This window comes from Shewanella intestini, from assembly GCF_018221465.1.
Taxonomy (GTDB): domain Bacteria; phylum Pseudomonadota; class Gammaproteobacteria; order Enterobacterales; family Shewanellaceae; genus Shewanella; species Shewanella intestini.
On sequence record NZ_JAAIKR010000006.1, the window covers coordinates 30,872 to 53,712 of the forward strand.

The 22,841-nt window shown below is 44.0% G+C and carries 19 protein-coding genes and 1 riboswitch; of the genes, 5 read left to right on the top strand and 14 right to left on the bottom strand.

Annotation, left to right across the window (positions count from 1 at the left end):
* Positions 1–398: 398 nt before the first annotated feature.
* From cobO to G3R48_RS08160, 12 genes are all read right to left on the bottom strand, one after another.
* Complete coding sequence (cobO, locus tag G3R48_RS08105) at positions 399–983, bottom strand: cob(I)yrinic acid a,c-diamide adenosyltransferase (RefSeq protein WP_153664391.1); 585 nt, start codon at positions 981–983, stop codon at positions 399–401.
* Complete coding sequence (gene cobS / locus G3R48_RS08110) at positions 980–1,750, bottom strand: adenosylcobinamide-GDP ribazoletransferase (RefSeq protein WP_153664389.1); 771 nt, start codon at positions 1,748–1,750, stop codon at positions 980–982. Before cobS ends, cobO begins: the two co-directional genes overlap by 4 nt.
* Complete coding sequence (locus tag G3R48_RS08115) at positions 1,747–3,099, bottom strand: cobyrinic acid a,c-diamide synthase CobB (protein WP_153664387.1); 1,353 nt, start codon at positions 3,097–3,099, stop codon at positions 1,747–1,749. The genes cobS and G3R48_RS08115 overlap by 4 nt, the downstream gene beginning before the upstream one ends.
* On the bottom strand, positions 3,099–4,550 hold the full coding sequence (locus G3R48_RS08120) for a cobyric acid synthase (protein ID WP_153664385.1): 1,452 nt from the start codon (positions 4,548–4,550) through the stop codon (positions 3,099–3,101). The genes G3R48_RS08115 and G3R48_RS08120 overlap by 1 nt, the downstream gene beginning before the upstream one ends.
* Positions 4,547–5,605, bottom strand: coding sequence for a nicotinate-nucleotide--dimethylbenzimidazole phosphoribosyltransferase family protein (locus tag G3R48_RS08125; protein WP_153664383.1), 1,059 nt, complete (start codon positions 5,603–5,605; stop codon positions 4,547–4,549). The genes G3R48_RS08120 and G3R48_RS08125 overlap by 4 nt, the downstream gene beginning before the upstream one ends.
* A 4-nt stretch (positions 5,606–5,609) precedes the next feature.
* Positions 5,610–6,242 carry a histidine phosphatase family protein gene (locus G3R48_RS08130; protein ID WP_153664381.1) on the bottom strand — a complete coding sequence of 211 codons (633 nt, stop codon included), beginning with the start codon at positions 6,240–6,242 and terminating at the stop codon, positions 5,610–5,612.
* Between the two features lie 4 nt (positions 6,243–6,246).
* Complete coding sequence (cobU, locus tag G3R48_RS08135; RefSeq protein ID WP_153664379.1) at positions 6,247–6,786, bottom strand: bifunctional adenosylcobinamide kinase/adenosylcobinamide-phosphate guanylyltransferase; 540 nt, start codon at positions 6,784–6,786, stop codon at positions 6,247–6,249.
* Positions 6,779–7,645 (bottom strand): cobalamin-binding protein, encoded by an 867-nt coding sequence (locus G3R48_RS08140; RefSeq protein WP_153664377.1) that lies wholly within the window; start codon positions 7,643–7,645, stop codon positions 6,779–6,781. The genes cobU (G3R48_RS08135) and G3R48_RS08140 overlap by 8 nt, the downstream gene beginning before the upstream one ends.
* Positions 7,646–7,649: 4 nt before the next feature.
* Positions 7,650–8,183 (bottom strand): bifunctional adenosylcobinamide kinase/adenosylcobinamide-phosphate guanylyltransferase, encoded by a 534-nt coding sequence (gene cobU, locus G3R48_RS08145; RefSeq protein ID WP_153664375.1) that lies wholly within the window; start codon positions 8,181–8,183, stop codon positions 7,650–7,652.
* The gene (locus tag G3R48_RS08150; RefSeq protein ID WP_212593273.1) at positions 8,184–9,194 is read right to left on the bottom strand and encodes a FecCD family ABC transporter permease; all 1,011 of its coding nucleotides are present in this window, start codon (positions 9,192–9,194) and stop codon (positions 8,184–8,186) included.
* On the bottom strand, positions 9,181–9,993 hold the full coding sequence (locus tag G3R48_RS08155; protein WP_153664373.1) for an ABC transporter ATP-binding protein: 813 nt from the start codon (positions 9,991–9,993) through the stop codon (positions 9,181–9,183). Before G3R48_RS08155 ends, G3R48_RS08150 begins: the two co-directional genes overlap by 14 nt.
* A gap of 74 nt (positions 9,994–10,067) precedes the next feature.
* Complete coding sequence (locus G3R48_RS08160) at positions 10,068–11,861, bottom strand: TonB-dependent receptor domain-containing protein (RefSeq protein ID WP_153664371.1); 1,794 nt, start codon at positions 11,859–11,861, stop codon at positions 10,068–10,070.
* Positions 11,862–12,016: 155 nt separating this feature from the next.
* Positions 12,017–12,190: riboswitch (cobalamin riboswitch) on the bottom strand.
* A gap of 1,146 nt (positions 12,191–13,336) precedes the next feature.
* On the opposite strand from G3R48_RS08160, the gene cbiB reads away from it, so the two are divergent.
* The 4 genes from cbiB (at position 13,337) to G3R48_RS08180 (ending at position 17,045) form a co-directional block, all read left to right on the top strand.
* Positions 13,337–14,239 carry an adenosylcobinamide-phosphate synthase CbiB gene (gene cbiB / locus G3R48_RS08165; protein ID WP_228497437.1) on the top strand — a complete coding sequence of 301 codons (903 nt, stop codon included), beginning with the start codon at positions 13,337–13,339 and terminating at the stop codon, positions 14,237–14,239.
* The gene (cobD, locus tag G3R48_RS08170; protein WP_153664369.1) at positions 14,236–15,288 is read left to right on the top strand and encodes a threonine-phosphate decarboxylase CobD; all 1,053 of its coding nucleotides are present in this window, start codon (positions 14,236–14,238) and stop codon (positions 15,286–15,288) included. The genes cbiB and cobD overlap by 4 nt, the downstream gene beginning before the upstream one ends.
* A 178-nt stretch (positions 15,289–15,466) precedes the next feature.
* On the top strand, positions 15,467–16,036 hold the full coding sequence (locus G3R48_RS08175; RefSeq protein WP_153664367.1) for a histidine phosphatase family protein: 570 nt from the start codon (positions 15,467–15,469) through the stop codon (positions 16,034–16,036).
* Positions 16,037–16,202: 166 nt separating this feature from the next.
* Entirely contained in the window at positions 16,203–17,045 is an 843-nt protein-coding gene (locus tag G3R48_RS08180) for an alpha/beta fold hydrolase (RefSeq protein WP_153664365.1), read from the top strand.
* A 150-nt stretch (positions 17,046–17,195) separates the two neighbouring features.
* Here G3R48_RS08180 and G3R48_RS08185 read toward each other — a convergent pair whose 3' ends face one another.
* Complete coding sequence (locus G3R48_RS08185; protein ID WP_153664363.1) at positions 17,196–18,293, bottom strand: alkene reductase; 1,098 nt, start codon at positions 18,291–18,293, stop codon at positions 17,196–17,198.
* Between the two features lie 932 nt (positions 18,294–19,225).
* Between G3R48_RS08185 and G3R48_RS08190 the strand changes: the two genes are divergently transcribed.
* Positions 19,226–20,875 (top strand): alpha/beta fold hydrolase, encoded by a 1,650-nt coding sequence (locus tag G3R48_RS08190; protein ID WP_153664361.1) that lies wholly within the window; start codon positions 19,226–19,228, stop codon positions 20,873–20,875.
* A gap of 613 nt (positions 20,876–21,488) precedes the next feature.
* On the opposite strand, the gene G3R48_RS08195 is transcribed toward G3R48_RS08190, so the two are convergent.
* Positions 21,489–22,691, bottom strand: a complete 1,203-nt coding sequence (locus tag G3R48_RS08195) for an MFS transporter (protein WP_153664359.1) — start codon at positions 22,689–22,691, stop codon at positions 21,489–21,491.
* Positions 22,692–22,841: the final 150 nt, after the last annotated feature.

Genomic DNA, 22,841 nt, shown 5'->3' on the forward strand with positions numbered 1-22,841 from the left:
CGTTAACTCTTTGTTGGCTTCATTGTCATTGCTTTTATTAGCTTGGTTGCTAACTAGCTTGTTTTTACATTAGTTGTTTTTATATTAGTTGTTTTTACATTGATTGTTTGCAAATAACTTATTCCTAATTTCTTTTATAATTATACGTTTATTTTTTATAGTCAGCTTATTCTTCCATGCGTTAACTCGTGGTTATTTTAGTCATTCCCTTGTTTTATTTGCCATATACCGTGGGCATTGATTTTATTTTAATGGTTAAGCGATTGACTCCTCGTTGATATTTTTTACGGTATTTACCGGCAGGTTTTATTACCTATGTCGTTACAATCAATCAGCGCTGCGTTGTTGATTTATGGGGTTATATTGCTGTCATTTATCAGTTTAGGCGGTTTATTGCCTCACCAATCAAGGCCTATACGGGCTTTTAATCCCTGAGCAAAGGCGTGTTTTTCTGGCCTAATTTCACTAACCGTATCGGCATATTCTTTGAGTTTACGGTGTGCGGCTCTGCCAGTAATGATGACTGTCATCTGTGTGGGTCTTGTTTGTAGTGCGTTTAGTATGTCATCTAATTCAATAAATCCCCAGGTGATCATATAAGTTAACTCATCGAGTAACACCATATCTAACAGAGGTTCGGCAAGTAAGGTTTTGGCATGCGCCCAAGCCAATTGTGCTGCTTGTTTATCGGCTTGTTTGTCTTCACTATTCCAACTAAAGCCCGTGTTCATGGTGTGCACTTCTATGCCCAACTGTGTCAGTAAACTACGTTCACCACAGGCGCGTTCGCCTTTGACAAACTGCACCGCTGCAACGCGCTGCTGGTGGCCTAATGCTCTAAAAATAGTACCAAAACCAGCGGTGGTTTTCCCTTTGCCATTACCAGTAATAATTAATATTTGGCCGCGCTCTTGCTGTGCGTTTTCAATAGCAGTTGCGACATTTTGCTTTTGAATTTGTTGTTGCTTGGGGTTGTAACTCATATTGTCACCGTTTGAACATGGTAAATAACTAAGCTAATTAAGCCGGTTATTTCAATAATTTGTTGGGTCGCGCCGAGAGTATCTCCGGTGTAACCTTGAATATGGCGTTTCATTAATTGAATTAACATCCAAAAACTGACCAACCAAATGGACAATAGTAATGGAATGACATTTAGCGGCAGTAATAGCAGCGGCAAGGCACCACAACTAAGCAGTATCAATTGATTTTTAAAGCTGACTTGGGCATTTTTTTGTGGGGTTTTATTATTATCGCCCGCTCTGGCATAAGGCAGAAATTGCATCACACAACCTGCAATGGCGCGGCTAGTGCTGTGACAAACAATTAACCCCACACAGGCTAAAGCTAAGGGCAGCTGTACTAGGGCGGCCATTTTAATGCTAAAGCTGGCTATTAATGCCAGCACCCCGTAAGTCCCTATTTGGCTGTCTTTCATAATGGCCAGTTTGCGGCTTTTTTCCCAGCCGCCACCAAACCCATCGGCCATATCGGCAAGGCCGTCTTCATGAAATGCGCCAGTAAAACATATCAGTATGACTAAGGTTAACGCTGCGGCGAGTAACTCACCCAAAATCGGCGTTAAACCATATAAAAGCCCCGCACCGAGACTACCAATAAATATCCCAATAAGGGCAAACCACCGGCTGGCTTTAGCAATGGCAATATTGTCATTGATCACCCACACGGGCATAGGTAGACGAGTTAAAAAGCTTGCTGCGGCTAATACTTCACTGGCATATTTTTTCATTCGCTTGGCTCAATAATCGAGTCAAATTGACCGTTAAATAGTGCGGCGATTAACGCCGGTGCGCTAGGGAAATACCAATGTACATAGGATGCGAGTATGTTGTTATGCCAAAACACTGGCTCTTGCATTTGGGTTTTGCCCGCTTGGGTTGCGATGGCAATGGTTTGTAGATCAACTTGGCTTTTTGAGTAGTGAAAGCAATGGCCTGTCAGCTGATGTTCGCCCAGTTTAGCGGTTAACATGCCAAGCCCTTGGAAACGTTTTTGCATGACAGCTTTACCGGGGATAGCACCCGTTAACTGGGCGGAGTCGGTGTCTTTATTGGTTAGTTCTTCTAGCAAATACAACATGCCGCCACATTCAGCTAATGTCGGTTTTTGGGCATGAATATGCTCAATAATGGATTGCTGCATCGCCTTGTTTTGGCTTAACGCCGTTAAATGCAGTTCAGGGTAGCCGCCGGGTAAATACAGGCTGTCAGCTTTAGGCAGTGCTGCGTCATGTAATACTGAGAAATAACGAATGTTAGCGCCCAGTTGCTCAAGCAACGTGATGTTGTCGCGGTAGATAAATGTAAACGCGGCATCTTTGGCTACGGCAATGGTTTTACCTGCTAATGGCTGCGCCATGGGGGTATTGTTAAGAAAGTCACCGCAAGCGCTTTGCGGCGCCTCAAAAGCAATGGGTTCTGGTAACGGTAGGGCGCAGTTTTCCCCCAATACTTGGGCGACGTGGTCGAGCCATTGATCCAGGCCGTCTATTTCATTTGCTTGAATTAAACCTAAGTGTCTCTCTGGCAGGGCAAGGCTTGGATCGCGCGGCATTGCGCCGCAAAATGCTATTTCTGCAGGCAGACTGTCTTTAAGCATTTGGGTATGACCGGGGCTTCCAACAAAGTTGGCGATCACACCGAATAAATTGGCGTCTTTATTGTAGTTAGCCAAACCATAGGCGATTGCACCAAAGGTTTGTGCCATTTTGGCGGCATTGATCACGGCGAGTAAGGGGATGCCAAATTTCATCGCTAATGCCGCGCTACTATTAATGCCGTCGTACATGCCCATGACGCCTTCAATAATAATTAAGTCAGCTTCTTTTGCGGCAAGGTAAATATGTTGTTTGCAAATATCTTCACCCAGCATGCCTAGGTCTAATTGGTATGCGGGTTGACCGCTGGCAAATTCATGAAAAATAGGGTCAATAAAGTCTGGGCCCGACTTAAAAACGCGGACTTTTTTGCCTTGGTTACGCCAGTATCTTGCCATAGCGGCAACCAAGGTGGTTTTGCCACTGTCGCTTGATGGCGCAGTGACAAATAATGCCGGACAGTAAGCGGTTGCTGAGGTCATTATTTTGTTCCTTTTAGGTCGCCAAACAACAGATTTAAATCTAGCGATTGCTCTAAGCTGTCGGCTAAACGATTGAGGTTTTGCTCGCGCAGTGCTGACATGTCTTGTGCTTTTTGGTGCTGGTAACCCGCCCAGTTGAGCAGGGCATTACAAGCTTGAGGTTCATCAAAAATACCATGCAGGTAGCTACCAAACACTTGCTCGGTGAGTGCGCCGTCGGCTTGCTCATTAAGAGTTATCGGTTGGGTTTCATTTACCTGTGATATCCCGGCGTGAATTTCATAGCCACGAACAGGCACGGTTTGGTGGTTTATTTGTAATTGACCGCTGGCTTGTTGTAAGGTTTTTTGCGGCTGTAAGGTGGTGGTCATATCAAGATAACCTAAACCTTCACTGCTGCCAGCTTCGCCTTCTATGCCATCAGGGTCATTGATCATTTTGCCGAGCATTTGGTAACCGCCACAAATACCGATAACTTTGCCACCAAAGCGTAAATGTTTGGCAATTTGTTTGTCCCAGCCTCGGCTGCGTAATGCGTTAAGATCGCCACGGACGCTTTTTGAACCCGGTAAAATGATCAGATCCGCCGCGGGCAGATCATTGCCAGGTTTTACAAAGCATAAATCAATGCCAGGGTGTAAACGTAAGGCGTCAAAGTCAGTATGGTTACTGATCCTCGGCAGTCCCGGCACAACCACTTTAAAGTGGTTACCATCATCTAATTGCTGTTGATTAATGGCATCTTCAGCTTCTAAATATAAGCCGTGTAAATACGGCACGACCCCAACAACGGGCACGCCGGTTTTCTCTGTTAACCAAGTTAGTCCGCTTTCTAGCAGTGAAATATCGCCTCTAAAGCGATTGATAATAAACCCTTTTACGAGCTTTTTTTCTTCAGCTGATAATAAGTCAAAGGTGCCGTATAAGTGTGCAAATACGCCGCCTCTATCAATGTCAGCCACAATCACCACGGGTGTTTTTGCTGCTAGGGCAAAACCCATGTTGGCAATGTCGTGTTCGCGTAAGTTGATTTCAGCAGGGCTACCAGCGCCTTCAACCAGTCTTACATCGTGCTGCTGGCCTAAATAATCAAAGCTTTCTAGCACGAGATTCAATAATTGGGGCTTATAAGCGTGGTAACTCACGGCGTCCATGTCTTGAATGGCTTTACCGCGAATAATGACTTGGGCACCAGTGTCAGTATTGGGTTTAAGTAGCACCGGATTCATATGCACACTCAAGGGTAAGTTACATGCTTGAGCTTGCACCGCTTGGGCGCGGCCAATTTCGCCGCCGTCGGGTGTTACTGCGCTGTTGAGCGCCATATTTTGTGGTTTAAATGGCGCAACGTTAATGCCTTTGCGGGCAAGTACCCGACATAAGCCTGCTACCATCACGCTTTTTCCGGCATCGCTGGTGGTGCCTTGCACCATTAGTGTTAATTGACTCATGCGACGTTCCTTTGTTGAAAATGGCTAAGGTGAGTTAATACCGTTTGTTCCAGTGATTGGATAATCTGTTGTTCTGCCCAACCGAGCTGCTCTGCAAGGATAAGGCAGCCGCCTAAGCCGCAGCCTTCAACTACTTTTCCTTGTTCAAATACGTTTAAACAACGCAAATAAGAGCGACTAAAATGACAGCTATTGGTGTTGATTGTGTCATTGGCATTTAAGTAATTGAGCACTTGGCGTCCGTCACCATTTAATACCCAGCGGGTCGTCGACACGCTAATAGCTTGTGTCAGCAATTGGCTATGTCGTAGCGCTAATAATGGGGCGACAAACATCATGCCGCCAGCAAAGTACGGCAAAGTTAACCCTGTTGGCCACTGCGCAATTAGCGCGCAAATGGTTGCTTGAATATCGTCATGATAATCCGGTGTATCAAGTAATGTTTGTTGGTTAAAGTCGACATGATGGCGTAAGTAATCTTGCTCAAGCTGGTCGAGTATTTTAGCTTTAGCCGTTAATTTATCTGGCGCTTGAGTGCTACCAGCTGGGGAGAGGCGCAGCCCAGTTAACAGGCGCAACCACAAAGTAGAAAACGTGGTGCCGCCAACGCCGCATTCGGCCAAAATACTGATATGACCTAAGCGGGCTTGCTCGGCCAATGTCGGCATTAAATGCTCGCTAATCAATTGCGCTTTGTTGACCCCTAATCCACCAACATGACGATTAACACTTAGCCAAGGCTGCGGATTAACATTGGGCAACGGGGTATTGACGTTAAAGCTATTAATCTGAATTTGATAACCTGCCTGATAAAACATCCGCAGTAAACCGTGGGTGAGCACTGCTGGACTAATGCCTTGATTAGGCAGTAACCCGTTACTTTTTTGAGGATTATTGGGCAGTGGAGTACGTGCTTGACCGCTGACGATAATCTCGGTGTCGCGGGTCGGCGTTAAGTGCATTAAATTAGCTCCAGCCCCAGCGTCGGATAGTTGGTGAAGTCCGGGTAAGTGGGTGGCGGCTGCGTTGATAATATTAAAGCAGATTGTCTTCATAGGTTCATTCCCGACTGATAGAGATTGGCGGCGCAGGGATGAGCGCTTGCAGCTGTGGCCATTGTTGCTCATCTTGGTCAATGAAAACGTTAAAGCGCAGTATTGCCGCATGATCAAGTTCAACGCGACTCAAATGCGGGTTGCGCTGCTGATGCGTGTTAAGTAGCCAAGCTAAGGCCATTCTCATTACGCCTGCGTGGCTAATAATGAGCAGACGTTTGCCAGTATGTTTTACGGCTAATGTGGTAATGGCGCGGGTCATTCGGGATAATAACTGCTGGCTTGATTCACCGTTTGGTGGCGAATACACAAACGGTTGCTGCCAATATTGGGGATAGCCTAATTCGTCTTGTAGCCAAAGTTGCTGAATCTTCATGCCGTCCCAATCACCAAAATCGAGCTCTTGCCATGCATCATCAAGTTCGCAAGGGCATTGGTGTTGTTGCGCAAGTTGCTGGGCAAAGGCACTACAACGTTGCCGCGGCGAGCTTATGATCAGGTCATATTCTAAAGCGGCGCTACTGCGGTACATTTGTTGCCAGCCGATTGTGGTCAGTGGCGGATTAGTGCGTCCAAGTAGGCAGTCTGCTTGTTCTGGCAAACCGTGACGCATGATGATGAACTCAGTTGTATTCATGGTGTTAGCCGTGGGTGAGTTGAGAGTTTGCAGGATATAAGCCTTTTAGCACAATGGGCTGTTTGGCTTGGCAATAGTATACGTTGTCGGCAATCGCGCTTATGTGTTGCAGCATAAGGCCGCTGGCGTTGACGAATGCTCGGCTCATATCGTCATCGGGTATCAAGCTTTGGCCAACATCGGTGCTAACTAACACAATATGGCTGTTAGTGGTTCTTAAGGTATTGCATAGTTGGGTCACCGCCGCCGTTAAGTTATGCTTTGCCAATAGTTGGTTTGTTAGCCATAAGGTTAAGCAGTCAACAATAATCACATTGTCTGGATAATCGATTTGCTGCAAGGTTTCAGCTAATGCTAACGGCGCTTCTAGCGTCTGCCACTGGCTTGGGCGCTGCTGTTGGTGCAGCGCAATACGCGCAGACATTGAGCGGGTCGCGTTGGCGGTGGCAATATACGTTATTGGTTGAGTAATACAGCTCGCCAATGCTTGTTCTGCCATGGCAGACTTACCGCTTCTTGCTCCGCCAATATATAAACTAATCATGGGCTTGTTGCTGTAATTTTTGCGCACGAGCCTGCGCCACTTGCTGACATATTTTTAGCATGCCTTGCAACACTCTTGGCCCTGTGCGGTGAACAATGTCGCCTTTAATTGGGTAAATTTGACCGTTTGCCACGGCAGGAATTTCAGGCCAATCTAGCCAATTAACGGCATTTTGCACCTGGGTGCCATGATGGTCGGGGCGAATAATGATGTCAGGGTAAGTGGCGATCACTTGTTCAAGGCTGACTTGTGGGTAATCACTGATGTTGTTGGCAAACACATTATTTGCGCCGCAGCCGCTAAAAATTTCATTCATCCAATTACTTGATGCGGTGGTCAGCGGATTTGGCCAAACTTGATAAAATAAATCGATCTTAGGTAAGTCTTGGTAAGTCTGTCTGAGATGAACTAACGTGGCGCTAAATTTATCAGCACTGGCCTTGGCTTGGGTGTTATGTCCGGTTAGTTTACCTAGCTCGCGCATTCGCGCTGGTATTTGCTCAAGTTTATTCACCGAGGCATCAATTAATGTAAACCCGAGTTCTTTTAGGCGTGCAAGCATCGGCGCTGCAGTGCTCGTGCTGTTGACGATAATCGCGTCAGGTTGCAGCAGCATTAATGCTTCATAATTAATGTAGTTGTGATGACCAATTCGTGGAATATGATTGGCCGCCTCTGGATAATCAGCGTAGTTCACGGTGCCGACGATGTTATCGCCAGCCCCTATTTCATAAAGCATTTCAACCACAGGTGGTGACAACACCACCAGTTTGGGTGATGACTGGGCGTAACTACTGCTGCTAAGTGTCAAACCGCACCATGATAAGCTCATCATTAATATTTTTAGTGATAATTTCATTATGTTATGCGCCTTTTAATACAAGTGGCAGCCCAGCGATGCTGACTACGACTTTATCTAATACTTGAGCCAGAGCTTGGTGCAACCAGCCTGACTCGTCAACGAATTCTCGGCTTGCTTCGCCTAAAGGCACGACGCCTTGTCCGACTTCATTACTGACAAAAATGACTTCACCGGGCAATTGCGCAATGGCGGACAATAATGCCTGTTTTTGTTGGCTAATGTCGTCTTTGCTGAGTTGCACATTGGCTAACCATAACGTTAAACAATCGACCAAAATTAAGTTGTCTTTACGGCTATTTTCCAGCAATGCTTGAGGTAAGTCGGTGACGGTTTCAACCAGTTTCCAGTCGCTTGGACGTTGTTTTTTATGGTGGGCGATACGCTTGGCCATCGCCCCTTCAAAGGCTTGTGCGGTGGCAATAACGATCACTTCAGCCGTTCCCGATGACGGCTGTGTTTGTTGCCAATTGAGGGCATATTCTTGCGCCAAACGGCTTTTGCCAGAACGCGCACCACCGAGTATGAGTTGCTTCATTTATCTAAACCTTTGATTACGTTTAATGAGTAATCCAATAAAGAATACGCTGCCTAACATGGCGGTCATTACCCCTACAGGGAGTTCTTGTGCGGGCAAAATTAACCGCGCCAGTAAGTCAACCCATACCATTAATACGCCGCCAAGCAGAGCGGTGGCGATTAACGAACTGGCGCTGGCAGAGCCGATAAGGATACGAATAATATGTGGGATCATTAATCCGACAAAGCCAATACCACCACAAGTAGCGACTAAAGATGAGGTCATTAATGCGGTAAGAATTAACATGCCTAAGCGCAGCGGTAATACGGCAACACCTTGGGTGTGAGCGCTTTCGTCGCCAACCATTAATGCCTGTAATGGTCGCTGGAATTGGTAAATGATCACGATGGCGGTGGCAACAATGACCGCGGGAGTGATTAAGGTGCTCCAAGTGGCGCGGCTAAAGCTACCTAAAGACCAAAACAGTACTGCTTGCATGGCTTGTGGGTCGCTAAAGTACAGCAGTAAATTGGCTATCGATGATAATAAAAATGAAATGGCGACCCCAGATAACACTAAGGTTTCAACTTGTCCGTCGCGCGCCATCACCACCACAACAGCAACGGCAATCAGCGAACCTAAAAAAGCACACACTGATAAAGGTAAGAATACGATTCCGCCAGTGAGCGCTAAAATAGCCCCTAGTGATGCCCCTGATGAAATGCCAAATAAATACGGGTCGGCGAGTGGGTTACGGGTAACGCTTTGTAAAACCGAACCAGAAACCGCCAAGCCTGCACCGCATATCATGGCTAAAATGGCGCGCGGCATTCTGAGCTCGACAATAATGCGGTCAGACAACATGGTTTTGGCGTCGGTGCTCACTTGTGCCATTAAGGTGCGAGTGATTGCGCCAAGTACTTCGTTAAAGTGAATATTGGCTGTTCCTAACGCGATGGCAATCAGCGGCGAGATAATGGCAAAGGGAATTAACAGTGCCAATAAAAAACGTGGACTAAACGGCAGCACGGTTTACCTCGTCAAAATGGTAGGTTACTCGCGGATGGTCGCCAATTGGGTGTTTATCGACATCGGTTTTGATGCCGTAAATATCTTCAATGCTGTTAGGGGTTAATACTTGATTCGGTTGGCCGCAACCCACGAGTTTACCGTGTTGCAGCAGCAGTTGTTTGTCACAAAATGCACTGGCTAAGTTAAGGTCATGAATACTGGCTACAACAGTAATGTTGAGGCTTTTGACTAACTTTAGAATTTCAACTTGATAGCCGACATCTAAATGATTTGTGGGTTCATCAAGCAGTAGTATTTCGGGTTTTTGTAATAATGCGCGGGCGATTAATACCCGTTGTTGCTCGCCGCCTGAGAGTGACTCAAACACTTGTTCGGCTTTGCTAGATAAGTTAACTAGCTCAAGCACTCGTTCAATTTCAACGTTTTCTGCTTGATGATTAATTCTTTGCCACCATTTTTGCTGGTTAATGAGTCCGGTTGCCAACACTTGTTTAGCGGTCATTGCAAACCCGACAGGGGCGTGCTGTAACACCACTGCCACCTTGGCTGCAAACTCGTGACGAGAATAGTCATTGATGTTTTTATTATTTAATAACACCTCGCCACTATCGGGCTGCATATACTTGTACATGCAGCGCAATAATGATGATTTTCCCACGCCGTTAGGCCCTAATATTCCAATAAACTTGCCACGTTCGACAGTAAAACTGAGGTCGTTTAAGACTTGTTTTGAAGGCGAGCGCCAATGCAAGTTTTTCACTTCCATATGCACATTGGGTAAAAGTGATATTGACATATTAGACCTTAAGGGTGTCGAGAAGCATGACACCCTTTGCAACGATACCGTGGGATGTTGGTTAACCTTTTAGCTTAAAATGCTTGGTAACCAATGCTTAAGAATACTTGGCGGCCTGGGGCGTTATAACCGTTAACAGACACAAGATCTTGGTCGGTTAAGTTATTGCCTTTTAAGCGCAGTTGCCATGAATCAGCAAATTTATAACCAAGACTAACGTCAAATTTGCTGTAAGCATCTAAGAAGGTGTCGTTACCGTTTGAGCGTTTGCCTTGGTAATGGTAGTTAAGCTGTAAATCCACTTTTGACCATGTGTAACCTAATTGGTAATCAAATTCGTTTTCACTGCGGCCTTTTAATTGCTGGTCGTCACTGGCATCGACAGCGTCAAGATAGGTATAACCTAGTTGATGCGCAATTCCCCATGTGTCGTAGCTTAAAGACAGTTCAATACCTTGGATTTCAGCTTTGTCGACGTTAGCTGGTTTCCAGTTACCTTGTGCATCAGGTGCCCAAGCAATTAGGTTATCAACGTCATTTTTAAAGGCGCTAATATAACCTTGAACATCGTCACCACTATAATTTAGGGTGACATCAAGGTTTTTAGAGGTTTCAGAAATAAGATCTGGATTACCTGAACTTGGGTAATAAAGGTCGTTAAAGCTAGGGGCTTTAAATGCGGTGCCGTAACTGCCTGTTAAGCGCCATTGGTCGTTAAATACATAGGCAGCACTGGTGCTGTATGAAGTTTCGCTGTCAATGTTTTCTACATCGTCATAACGCACAGCGCCTTCAAGCAATACTGGGCCTAAGTTAACGCGTGCTAATGCATAAGCACCTGTTGTGTCACGGCTATCAACAGCGTAATCACCTTTAATTGACTCATTTGCCCAATCTACACCACCAATGAAGGTGATGTTGTCAGTGGCTAAATAACGGTTGCTCCAGTTTACTTGGGTGCGGTTAGTTTGGAATAGTGAACGTTTTGCATCGTCAACGTCAGTGCGAAAATGTTCGTTTTTATCTTGAGCGCTACCAAGCAAGACTTTAGTGGTGTATTTATCACCTTGGTATTGAGAGCTCACGTTGGCAAAGTAGTTGTCGTAATCAGCTTCGTTGTCACGGGTGCTGTCGTATTCATAGTGACCGCTTTCTAACTTACCGTTCCATTGTAGTGACCAAGCATGATTAAGTTGCTGGTGGCCGTTTACGCCAAGGCTAAAGCGGTGGTAACCGTCTTTGTCCTCTTCAGCATCATCTTTAACGTCAATGCCGTCACTTTTTTCTTTGTTAATGGTTAAGCTGGTTGAACCGTCACCGTGGCTAATGCCAACTCCTGCCGTGCCGCGAGCATAATCGCTGCTACCGTATTCGGTTGAAGCAAACCATTCACCACTTTTTAATTGGCGAGTGAAAATTTGAATGACACCACCAATGGCGTCGCTACCCCAAATTGCTGCACGTGGGCCTTTAACCACTTCAATGCGCTCAATCATTTCTGGTGAAATAGCACCAAAGCTTACTTCGCCAGTAGTGGCAGATGCCATGCGTACGCCGTCAATTAACACTAAGGTGTGCTTAGAGTTAGTCCCGCGAATGCTCACTGAAGCTGATTGACCCGCGCCGCCATTACTTGTGACACTTAAACCGGGCAGGTTGCCTAATAATTCAGTGACCGATTTTGGACTCAGGCGATCAATTTCTTCTCGTTCGATAGTGTTGATAACGGTCAGTTGTTGATCTGGCGTGGTGTCAAAACGATCGCCTGTCACGGTGATGTTTTCCATGGTTGTCGGTGTGGCTGCGTTAGCTGAACACGTGTGTAAGATAGCAATCGTTAATGCTGATAGTCGCAGTTTTAAACTCATAATAAGCCTTTAGTGTGTGAGTTTTAAGTTTGCGGGAAAAGCGTCGTGGATAAGTTAAATAAAATCGACTTATCTATTAATGACGAATATCGTTGGTTTGCATTTATCGTTAAATTGGCAATCAACGTTATTTTCTCAAGAAACCCGCTTGAGTTATTTTTATTTCTAATAAGGTCGGTCTCCTGACTTACAGCATCTAAAAACATCCCTTCCCAGTATGTTAATACCAGTGGTGTTGATGTTTTGCTCTGTTTACAGTTGCAGGTACAGTTGTGGAGTTGCACCACATTCCCAATTAAGTTCAAAACGCCTTTTAGTGGTCGGGAATATAACGGTTACAGAGAAAGTTACAAAGGGTTAAGATCACACAAAAATAGCTTTTACAGAAAGTCTATGAGTTTTTACAGTGAGCAAAATTCATTGTGTGACGTGATGATAAATAGGCCGCAATGACAAAATAAAACCACTTTATAACTTACTATGACTAGTCATATTGGTGCGCGGAATACGCGTTGTTAATCTTGTTGTTAGCTGCTCATGTCCTCCCTAATAAACATCCTCTTATGTTTTAACAGACATGATTAATGCATCAATTATCTTCGGATAATGTTAGGTGGCTTGTTGCTACCTGTTGATATTGCTAGTCTTTAATTTTGATGTTGGTGCTAAATACGATTTTTCTTTAGGGCGAAATGGCAATTGGTTACTAACAAATTTTATTTTTTAGCTCATGAATTAAATAAATTAAATTAACAGTACTAGGGTATTTCCCTGCTTGTTGAGGTTAGTTTTGCTAACCTCTTTTTTTTATTTCCTGTCGCGTATTTTTCGGCATATAAAGTTGAATTAAATTACATTGCCTGCTCATTAAATAAACGATTATTTATTTGAACTTACGTTAACTGAATTTTTCATCTACAACATGAAGATTGCTCATTAATGAGATTAATCGTTTTTTTTGTGAATGTTTATATCGATATTTTATCAGGGTGAATTATCTTAAATAGCGCCCCAATCCAGATACTGACTGAGTGTGAATTTAATTTTATGGCTAAAGGTGAGCAATATTTGCCGCGATTACCTTGGGTTGATCGCAAAATGACGACATAACTGTGCTTACTGTGAAAAATAACAGTGTTGCCAGCATCTAACTCTCGATAAAATCCCCCTTTAAAAGTGATAAGCGTCAATTGATGTATTGCCGCAAAATAAATGAGCACCTTAAAACAATAGAGTCGTTGCTATCACACTTGATGAAATAACGGCTAATAAGATAACCGTAACGCGGGACGATGAATAACACCAATATTGCAAGCCCATCGCTAACGCGGCGATGTTATTGCGCTTTGCTTGGCCGTTGTGTTGGCCGTTGTGGTGGTCATTGTGTCGGTTGTTTTGATAATAGCACTGCGGTGACGCTAGCAATAACACTCAATTTAACAATGCCTTTTTAACAGGCGCTAAGGTAAACGTGTTTGGATAATTTTATATATATCGCTTTGGTGATGGCTTGTGCGTTAGTGGCCGACAGGCTACTTGGCGAAGTGTCCCGTTATCATCCTTTAGTTGGTTTGGGCTATTACGTTAATTGGCTGCGAGCTAAGTTGTGGCAACCCACGAAAGCGCGCGGCATTATTGCACTTATATTGGCATTCTTGCCCTTGATACCGCTGTTGTTTTTACCGCGTATTTTTATCATAGATGTGGCAATTTTATATTTTGTGATTGGCGGTAAAAGCCTTGCCGAACATGGGAATGCAGTGGGTGATGCCTTGTTACAAAATGACTTAGCCAAAGCGCGAGAAAATGTCAGCATGATAGTGAGCCGTAAAACGGCTGATTTAGATGAACAACAAGTGGTCAATGCTACCTTAGAGTCAGTACTTGAGAACGGAAATTATGCGCTGTTTGGGGCATTGTTTTGGTTTACCGTTGCCGGCGTCCCCGGCGTCATTATTTACCGTTTTAGCAATACACTTGATGCCATGTGGGGCTATAAAAATAGCACGTTTAAACAGTTTGGATGGGCAGCGGCTAAATTTGACGACTTACTTAATTACCTTCCAGCGCGAATTTGCGCGCTGTGTTATGCCGCAGGTGGCAAGTTTTCTACTGCTATTAAATGTTGGCGTCAACAAGCGCCACTTTGCGCCAGTCCCAATGGTGGTGTTGTCATGGCTGCCGGGGCGGGGAGTTTGCAGATAGTCATGGGGGGCGCTGCTAAGTACGACGGTTATCAATGTGACAAACCCATTTTAGGCGCAGGGCGTCCTGCTCAGGCAGGCGATATAAAACGCGCGTGTCATTTAGTGTGGCTTAGCGGGGTGTATTGGGTGGTGTTGATTGCCTGCATAGGGTTGTTGGAGCAAATTTTATGAGTTTATTACACCATGGCGGCAATCTAGATTCGTTTGCGCTGAAATACCACATTGAGCGTAGTCAATGGCTTGATTTATCAACGGGTGTTAGTCCGTGGAGTTACCCGATACCAGATATTCCTACCCACGCTTGGAACCGACTACCAGAGCAAGATGACGGGTTAATTGCCGCCGCTGCGGACTATTATGATGGCCAAGCGCCGTTAGCGATTTCAGGGTCACAAGCCGCGATTCAAACCTTGCCTTGGGCGTTAACTGCACTGCGCGGCAGCAGTGGCACCGTGTTGTTGCCCAATGTGGGCTATAAAGAACACGAAAAAGCATGGCGAGAAAGTGACTGGCATATTGAGTTTTATGACAGCCAAATTATCACGACGGGCCAGAACCACGACATGGAAAAAGCCTTATCCCCCTCGTTAGCGCAATTAGCACGCTGCGATGCGTTAGTGGTGATTAACCCTAATAACCCAAGCGGTTACCATGTGCCAGCCCACGTGCTCAAGCAATGGTATCAATTATTGGCCGCCAAGCAGGGCTACTTAATTGTTGATGAAGCGTTTATGGATGTCACTCCACAACATGCAATTGATAAAGGCCTTGGCGATCAGCTTGTAGTGCTAAAGTCTGTGGGTAAATTTTTTGGTTTAGCCGGGATTCGCGCAGGTTTTGTGTTTGCGTCGATGCCGATAAAAAATCATCTTGAAGCCAAACTGGGTCCGTGGACCGTCAACGGCCCAGCAAGGTATGTGTGCAAATGTGCCTTTGCTGATACGCAGTGGCAGCAATTACAACGACAGCGTTTAGTGGCCGCCAGTGATCGCTTAATCCAGTTGCTTAGCTCTTTTAAGGTTAAATTAGTGGGAACGGGTTTGTTTCAATGTGCATTTTTTGACGATGCACCAAGGTGGTTTGATTTATTGTGCCAGCAAGGGGTGTTAACAAGGTTAACGGATGAGCGTAATGCGATTCGGTTTGGCTTGCCAATGAATGAGGCGCAGTGGGCACAGTTAACCAACGCGTTAAAGCAGGTTGCCTCACAGCTTGCTTAATCAAGCGGTAACAGCCATTAGTGCTTGCGTTTAACGCGGCTAATGGCTTTTTACTGATAGCGAAATAAAAGTGGACTTAGCACGCACGGTACTGCAATTTAACCGCACAGGCGTTAACTTATGCTTAGGTAACATGCGGGTGATGGCTAACCCAAATTGACCTTATGTTGTATTTATCATGAAAGTATTTTTTTGTCGCCACGGCCAAACCCAATGGAATCAGCAAGGTCGATTGCAAGGGCATTTAGACAGTTCGCTAAGCCCGTTAGGGGTGCAGCAGGCGTTGCAATTAGGCCAGCATTTATCTAAATGGCAGCCGCAATTACTGTTAAGCAGTGATTTAGGCCGCGCACAAGCGACAGCGCAGTTGGTTAACGAGCAACTGCAAGTAAACTGGTTGTCATCGTCCTTATTACGCGAGCGCAGTTTTGGCTTGCTAGAAGGGCAGTTAAGACAAGCATCCCCCCATTTATGGCAAGCGTATGATAAGCGCTTTTTAGCCAATGAATTGGCGATTGAAGGCGCTGAACCCGCCACCTCAGTGGTGACAAGAATTAACTACTTTTTGGCTAAGCTTTCAACCTACGATGCCAATGTTATTGTGGTTATTTGTCATGGTGAATGGCTACGAATACTGCAACATTACCTTAATGGGTTATCCCCTTGGCTCAATGAGTACCCGCTACCGAATAATTGTGAGGTGATTGAATACACATTAGCGGATTGCGTTGATGTTGTGCTTGCTTAAGTGCTTGATTAAATTTCGTTAGTAGAGCCATTTTTTGAGACACTTTAGCTTAATATAGTACGGCGCTTTACCGGCTTTGTGCTGCGTTTTTAGCCTAAAAATACCTAAGACGCGCTTGTTTAAGTGAATTTTATTGTGCTGTCATGATTTTGATATCGAGAAAAAGATGAATATTACCCTTTCAAATGGCCACAGTGTCGACATTTTTGTCAACACTGTGGGCGCAGGCGAACCCATTTTGTTTTTGCACGGTGGCCCAGGTTGTTGCCATGATTTTATCGCACCTTTTTTTACGCCCTTAACTGAGCATCATCAGGTGATTTATTACGACCAAATTGGTTGTGGTCAGTCAAATTGGGATATCGATTTTGACTACAAAATTGCGTATGAGCTAGAAGTGATTGAAGCCATTCGCATCGCCCATGGGTTAGATAAGATTACCGTTGTGGGTGAGTCGTGGGGGACATACTTAGGTTTGCAATATGCGTCACGTTTTGGCCAGCATATTCACCAGCTCATTTTACTTTCTAGTGTCGGTTACAATCTCAAACATCTTCATCAATTTGGGGAGGTGTTAGCCAGTAAAATTACAGCAGAAGATAATCAATTGCTTGAGCGCTATCAGGCGCAACAGCAACAAGGTGTCATTGATGAGCATACCGCGAATAAATTAAGCCAAGATGTCCTTAATTATTACTATTTATTTGATAAAAATAATACCACTAAGCTGACCGACCAAGTGATTAACTTTGACCAAAATCAACGTGCAGTTGCGCAGTGTGATGCAGAAATAGACTTTATTGAGCACCAAGAAAAATTGGCTCAAGTGGATATTTATATGTATCAAGGTGAAGCCGATATTATGAGTGCGCAGATCATTGCCGCGCAATTAGTGCCGCAAATTAAGCCGACGAAATTTACTCCGGTGGCGAAATGTGGTCATTGGATTTACTTAGAGCAAAGCGCTTATATTAATGATGAAATAGCGCGTATTATTGCCGCTAATTGATGCTATTGGGACAACTCATTGTTGATGTTGATGTTGATGTTGATGTTGATGTTGATGTTGATGTTGATGGGGATGAACCCATAAAAAAACGCACTTGATAAGGGCATGTGTATGTTTATCAAGTGCGGTATTGTTTATGGATGCGACTGATTATTTACCGTATAGCGGGTAATCCGTTAAGCCTTTTTCGTCGCCACCAAATAACGTGTCTGGGTCATGTTTTGCCCAGCTTAACCCTTGTTCAATACGTTGTGGTAAATCAGGATTGGCAACAAAGGGGCGACCAAAACCAATCATGTCGGCTAATCCGTCATTGATGGCTTGCGCCGCTTTATCCCCATCATATTTGCCTGCATAAATTAATACCCCTTCAAAAACTTCGCGCAGAGCTTTTTTAAAGCTCATTGGGGTTTCAGGGGCATCTTCCCAGTCAACTTCTGCAATGTGTAAATAACTAATGTGATGCTGATTAAGTAATGCGCCTGCAGCAGTATAAGTTGCAACAGGTGTGTCATCGACAGTGCCATTTAATGAGGTAAATGGTGCTAATCGAACCCCAACACGTTCTGCGCCAATGGCATCGACCATGGCGCTAACCACTTCATCTAAAAAGCGGAGACGATTTTCAATGCTACCGCCGTATTCGTCAGTGCGGTTGTTGGCTTGTGAATCAATAAATTGATTAATGAGGTAACCATTAGCGGCGTGTAATTCAATGCCGTCGAAACCCGCTTCAATGGCATTTAATGCGGCTTGGCGAAACTGAGCAATCACTTGGTTGATATCGGCTTTGGTCATGGCGCGAGGCTCAACAACATCAACAAAACCTGGGGCTTGGCTGCCATTATCAATAAAGACTTTCACGCCTTGTGCTGTTAATGCTGAAGATGAAATAGGTTGTACACCGCCAATGTTATCTGGGTGAGTTACCCGTCCTACATGCCAAAGTTGAGCAAAAATAACCCCACCTTGAGCATGGACTGTACGGGTGGTTTTTTGCCAGCCAGCAATTTGTGATGGTGAATAGATACCCGGTGTCCATGCGTAACCTTGCCCCATGGGTGAAATTTGGGTGCCTTCTGCGACGATTAATCCTGCTGAGGCGCGTTGGCCATAATAAGTTGCCATGATGTCGTTGGCTTCATTGCCCGGCTGGGTCGCGCGTGAGCGAGTCATTGGTGGCATCACAATACGGTTTTTTAGTGATAGCTTGCCAAGTGTTATTGGTTGAAATAATGCATTGGTCATTGGAAGGTATCCTTTGTTTGTCATCTCGTGGATCTTGCTGCGTTAACTAGGTACTCGTAGGTTTGCATGCCCTATTTGCGGGATGTGCAAAGAGGTAAGTCAGCCTGAAAGGTCTTTGCCATTAGAGGTCGTTTGCTTAGGGGGATTTTAAGTCAAACAACCATGGCTGTATAATTATCAATAATTAATAAGATGATAACTAAAGTTTATTAAATAAGCACTGTGAGATCCGTTAATAACAACTGACTATTCAGTGATGAGCGCAAATATAACCTTTTAATGCGGGGCTGAGCGCTAACATTCAGAGGAGAGTGTAAATGGTTGTCTAGTGAATTTATTAATAACAATCTAGATTGAACGGTTGGGTTTAAGTATTTGATATTGAATACAACAATAAACACGGTGCGGCTGTGGATTTAGCCATCGTATCCTAAGTGGATTACTGTGGTGCAAACTACATGGTCACACCTTGGTCTTTTATTGAACAATTACCATCAATGTTATTTAATTTATCATCATCATGATGAATGAGTGAATATGATGGCGAGTTAAATTAGTACTCAATTTAAGGGTATTTAACTTGGGCTGGTTGGATTTATATCAAAGGCCATGGTGAATCTCTGCTGTTTTATATTGACATGTTTAATGTTGATTGGCGCGGTTGTTTGTATGCCTATTTTATTTTTCTGTTGTCGTGCGCTAAAAGAATTGTTTGTGTCTATTTTGTATTTTTATTATTTAGCTTTTAATGCTTATCGTTGTTGTTTTATTGTTTTTTCATGTGCACGGGTTTGTTATTGCAGGGTAATTATTTTATTTGTTAGTTACCTTGTATAAAAAACGTTTGTATAGTGAACAATAATTCTTGTTATATATAAAAGTAATAAAATGAGAATTAGCCGCTATTTTATCATTAATGTTATGGATATCTTATGTTCCGTTTATTATCAACTTTCCTTATTACTTTGAGTTTGACCGCTTGTGGTGGTTCAGGTTTAGATAACACTAAGACAAGTACCCCAGAAAAAACCGCAACCACGACAACTGATAAACCGCTAACAAGTGCACCCAATAAAAAGACAACTGACACACCAAATAAGTCAGTGACGACCACGGAATCGGTTGTTGAAACTATTTCAATATCACCAACGATGGCAAAAGCGCATTGTCCAAGCGGCTTTAGTTGTGACATGTTAAGTGTGCCAAAAGACTACGCTGATGCAGATGCTGGCAAAGTAAATGTATTTTATGGCGTACATAAAGCCACTGATACCGCTAATCGTATTGGTGTGTTAATGATGAACTTTGGTGGGCCGGGTAGTGAAACGGTACAGCAAGCCGGTATTATGGTGAGTCAGTTATTCCCTAAAGCCATTACTGCTCATTTTGATATTGTTGCACTTGATGCGCGTGGCTCTGGTTACAGTGTGTATGCCGACCGTTTATCAAGCTGTACTGAAGATAAAAACTGCAATACGTTACTGCCCAAAATTGCGCCATTTATGGGAACCAATACGATAGTGAAAGACTTCGATCAGCTGCGTCAGCACCTTAAAGAAGACACGGTTAGCTTTTTAGGTTACTCGTACGGCACAGCAATTGGTGCTATTTATGCCCATGATTACCCCAAAAATGTGCGTGCATTAGTGCTTGATGGCCCTATTGACCCTAGCGCACAAAATTATGCACAAACTAATGTTGGTAACGCAGCAGGCGCCGATAAAATTGCAACTTATCGTTTAGAAACGCCAGTGCGAAAAGCAAATATCATCAAATTGGATAAGTATCTACGTAAAAATGATGACTATGTCTATTTTGTTAACCATGGTCAAGATCAGGGATATCATTCGATTTCGACATCGGCGATGAATGTGTTGATGGAATCGCTTTCTGGTGATGAGTCACGTGTTCCTTGGTCAATATTACAACATGCGCTTTTTAATATTGCAGATAACTATGTGAATAATAAATTTTTATCTTATTCCTATGCAAAAGAAGACCCTGATAAGCGGTTGCGTGAATCACAACGTATGGCGCAAATGTTTAAAGCGGTGACTTGTCGTGACGAAAGACAACCTGTTTCAGCTGCTGAGTTATCGTTAATGACGGCGAAGTTTGATGCTGCATCAGCCATTTATGGCTGGAGAATGCAAGAGCGTTCAAGCATGTGTATTGATACTGGGATTGCTAATGATCCTACGCCTGACATTACTCATATGGACAGCGTGTTGCCTGCCAGCCTACAAGTGTTAGTGATTGCGGGTCAGTACGATCCAAACACCCCCTATGTTTGGTCTGATGCAATGATGCAAAGCTTTGGTCGTAATGCTTCTCGTATCACCGTGAATAACCTTGTGCAGCACACCTTTAGTTTTCACAATGATGCGAAACTAAAACAAGTGGATAATCTTACCACTGCGTATTTGCTTCATCCTGAAAACCGTATTGCCAATACACAGGTTGATTATTTAGCCGCTGATGAGCCGGTAACAGGTCACGCTAATGAACCAGCAATATTAGCGCCGCGTGTTGTTCACCCCGCGCAGCAAGTGACAAGTGTACTTAACCGCTTACATTTGTAGTGTAAATGCTAGCGTCACTTGTTTTTTGGTGTGATAACCCGCTACGAGTGAATGCATGATTGACGATATTGTCACTGCTATAGTGGTGACAATATCATCATTTCATTATCGTTAGTCGCGCTTAAAACTAACATAAATTAAGGTAAATCAAGATAACTCAAGATAACCCAAGATAACCCAAGTCAGTTCAAGTCACGCTAATTTAAATGACACTCAGCTGCGCCTAACTTATCCCTGTTAAGCAAGTAACTATCCCCTCAAGGTTCTCCCGCTTTCTATCTATTTCTATCTATTTCGATGAGTTTAATCTGGGCAAAAGTGCCGCCCTTGTTTCGCTGATATCTTATCGCGCCTCAAGAACAGTCAAGGGCGGTGGTATATGATGGCAAAAATGGTTATTTAGCGGTGCAAATGCAATAACCTAACAATATCATTGTGCTATCGATAGTTGATTGCATGTTGGTGCTTTTTAGTGCTGATGTCATCGCTTGAAGGCATGAGTTTGTTCGCTTGTCGGGTGATAGGGTGGACATAAAGCAATAGCTAAAAAAAGCCTTGTCAAAGACAAGGCAAAGGTTGTCACAACATAGTGCATTAATCAGGTCTAACTGAATTAATAAGGTTCAATCGGGTGATTTGTTGATGCAAGGACAGCAAATACACACCAGAAAAAGGCCAATACTGCGCACAATAGTAATGGTTTGTGCCAATTACCGCTGTATTGATGAATAGCACCAAGCGAAACAGGGCCAGTGGCTGAAAATAAATACGCTAGTGATTGCACCATGCCTGAAAGCGTTGCCGCTTGGTGAGTGGTTTGAGTGCGCAAATTAATAACAGTTAATGCCAATACAAATGCACCACCAATACCCAAAGCAAGCAACATTACCCAATAAACGCAATAGTGAGGAATGTACACCATGGCGATTATCGCCAAAAAGCCCGGTACCGTTAAACCTAGCGCTAACAACTGCTTGTTTTTCACTTTTGCCATAACAGGAATAAGGATAATGGCAGGGATTGAGGAGCAAAGTTGAAACACACCGTGAATAACCCCAGCTTGATGATGTGAGTAACCTTGATCAATTAAAATGGTCGGCAACCAACTGATAAAGATGTACATCAAGAAAGAATTAAGCGCTAAAAATAGGCTAATTTGCCATGCATCTTTATTACGCCATAAATAGCTGTGGCTATCGAATGTGGCGGTATCTTTGGGTAATACCGAGCATTTACTCATTTGCGGCAGCCAAATGAAAATAGCTGCAATAGGTAATATAATCAGGCAGATAAGTGAAAATGCCCAATTGGAAATAAACTGAATTTTTAAGCTGTCTGCCAAGTCTGATAATGGCAGTGCAAATCCCGCACTTAGCGCTGCGCCAATGCCCATCATGAGTACATACACTGACGTTAATGTCGCAATATGATTGGGATAGTCACGTTTAATTAAACTGGGCAGTAATACGTTAGCAATGGCAATTCCCGCGCCAATAATCACCGTGCCTAAATACAGTGATAACACCGAACCTAGCGAGCGCAGCGCTAATCCTAATACCATTAGAATCAACGACAACATCAGCGATTGTTCAAGCCCACGACGACGGCTAATAATTGAAGCCAACGGTGAGAAAAAAGCAAATGCGAGTAAAGGGAGAGTCGTTAGCATTCCAGCTTGTGTTGCGGTGAGATTAAGACTGTCACGTATTAAGCTTAACACTGGGCCCACGCCAGTAATGGGACTGCGTAAACAAACTGCAATTAATAAAATTGCGAATAACAGGCTAAAGCGACCTGTTACACGCGAAGAAGACATTAGGGACACGATATAACCTTATCTAATCAAGTATCTGTGTGAAAACATGACTAGGTTACGCTTTATTACACTTGCTGTATTGAGGTGGATAACTTTTTATTGATCAAGATGGTGACGAAGTTTGTCTACCCAGTCCAATAGGCCCGTTTT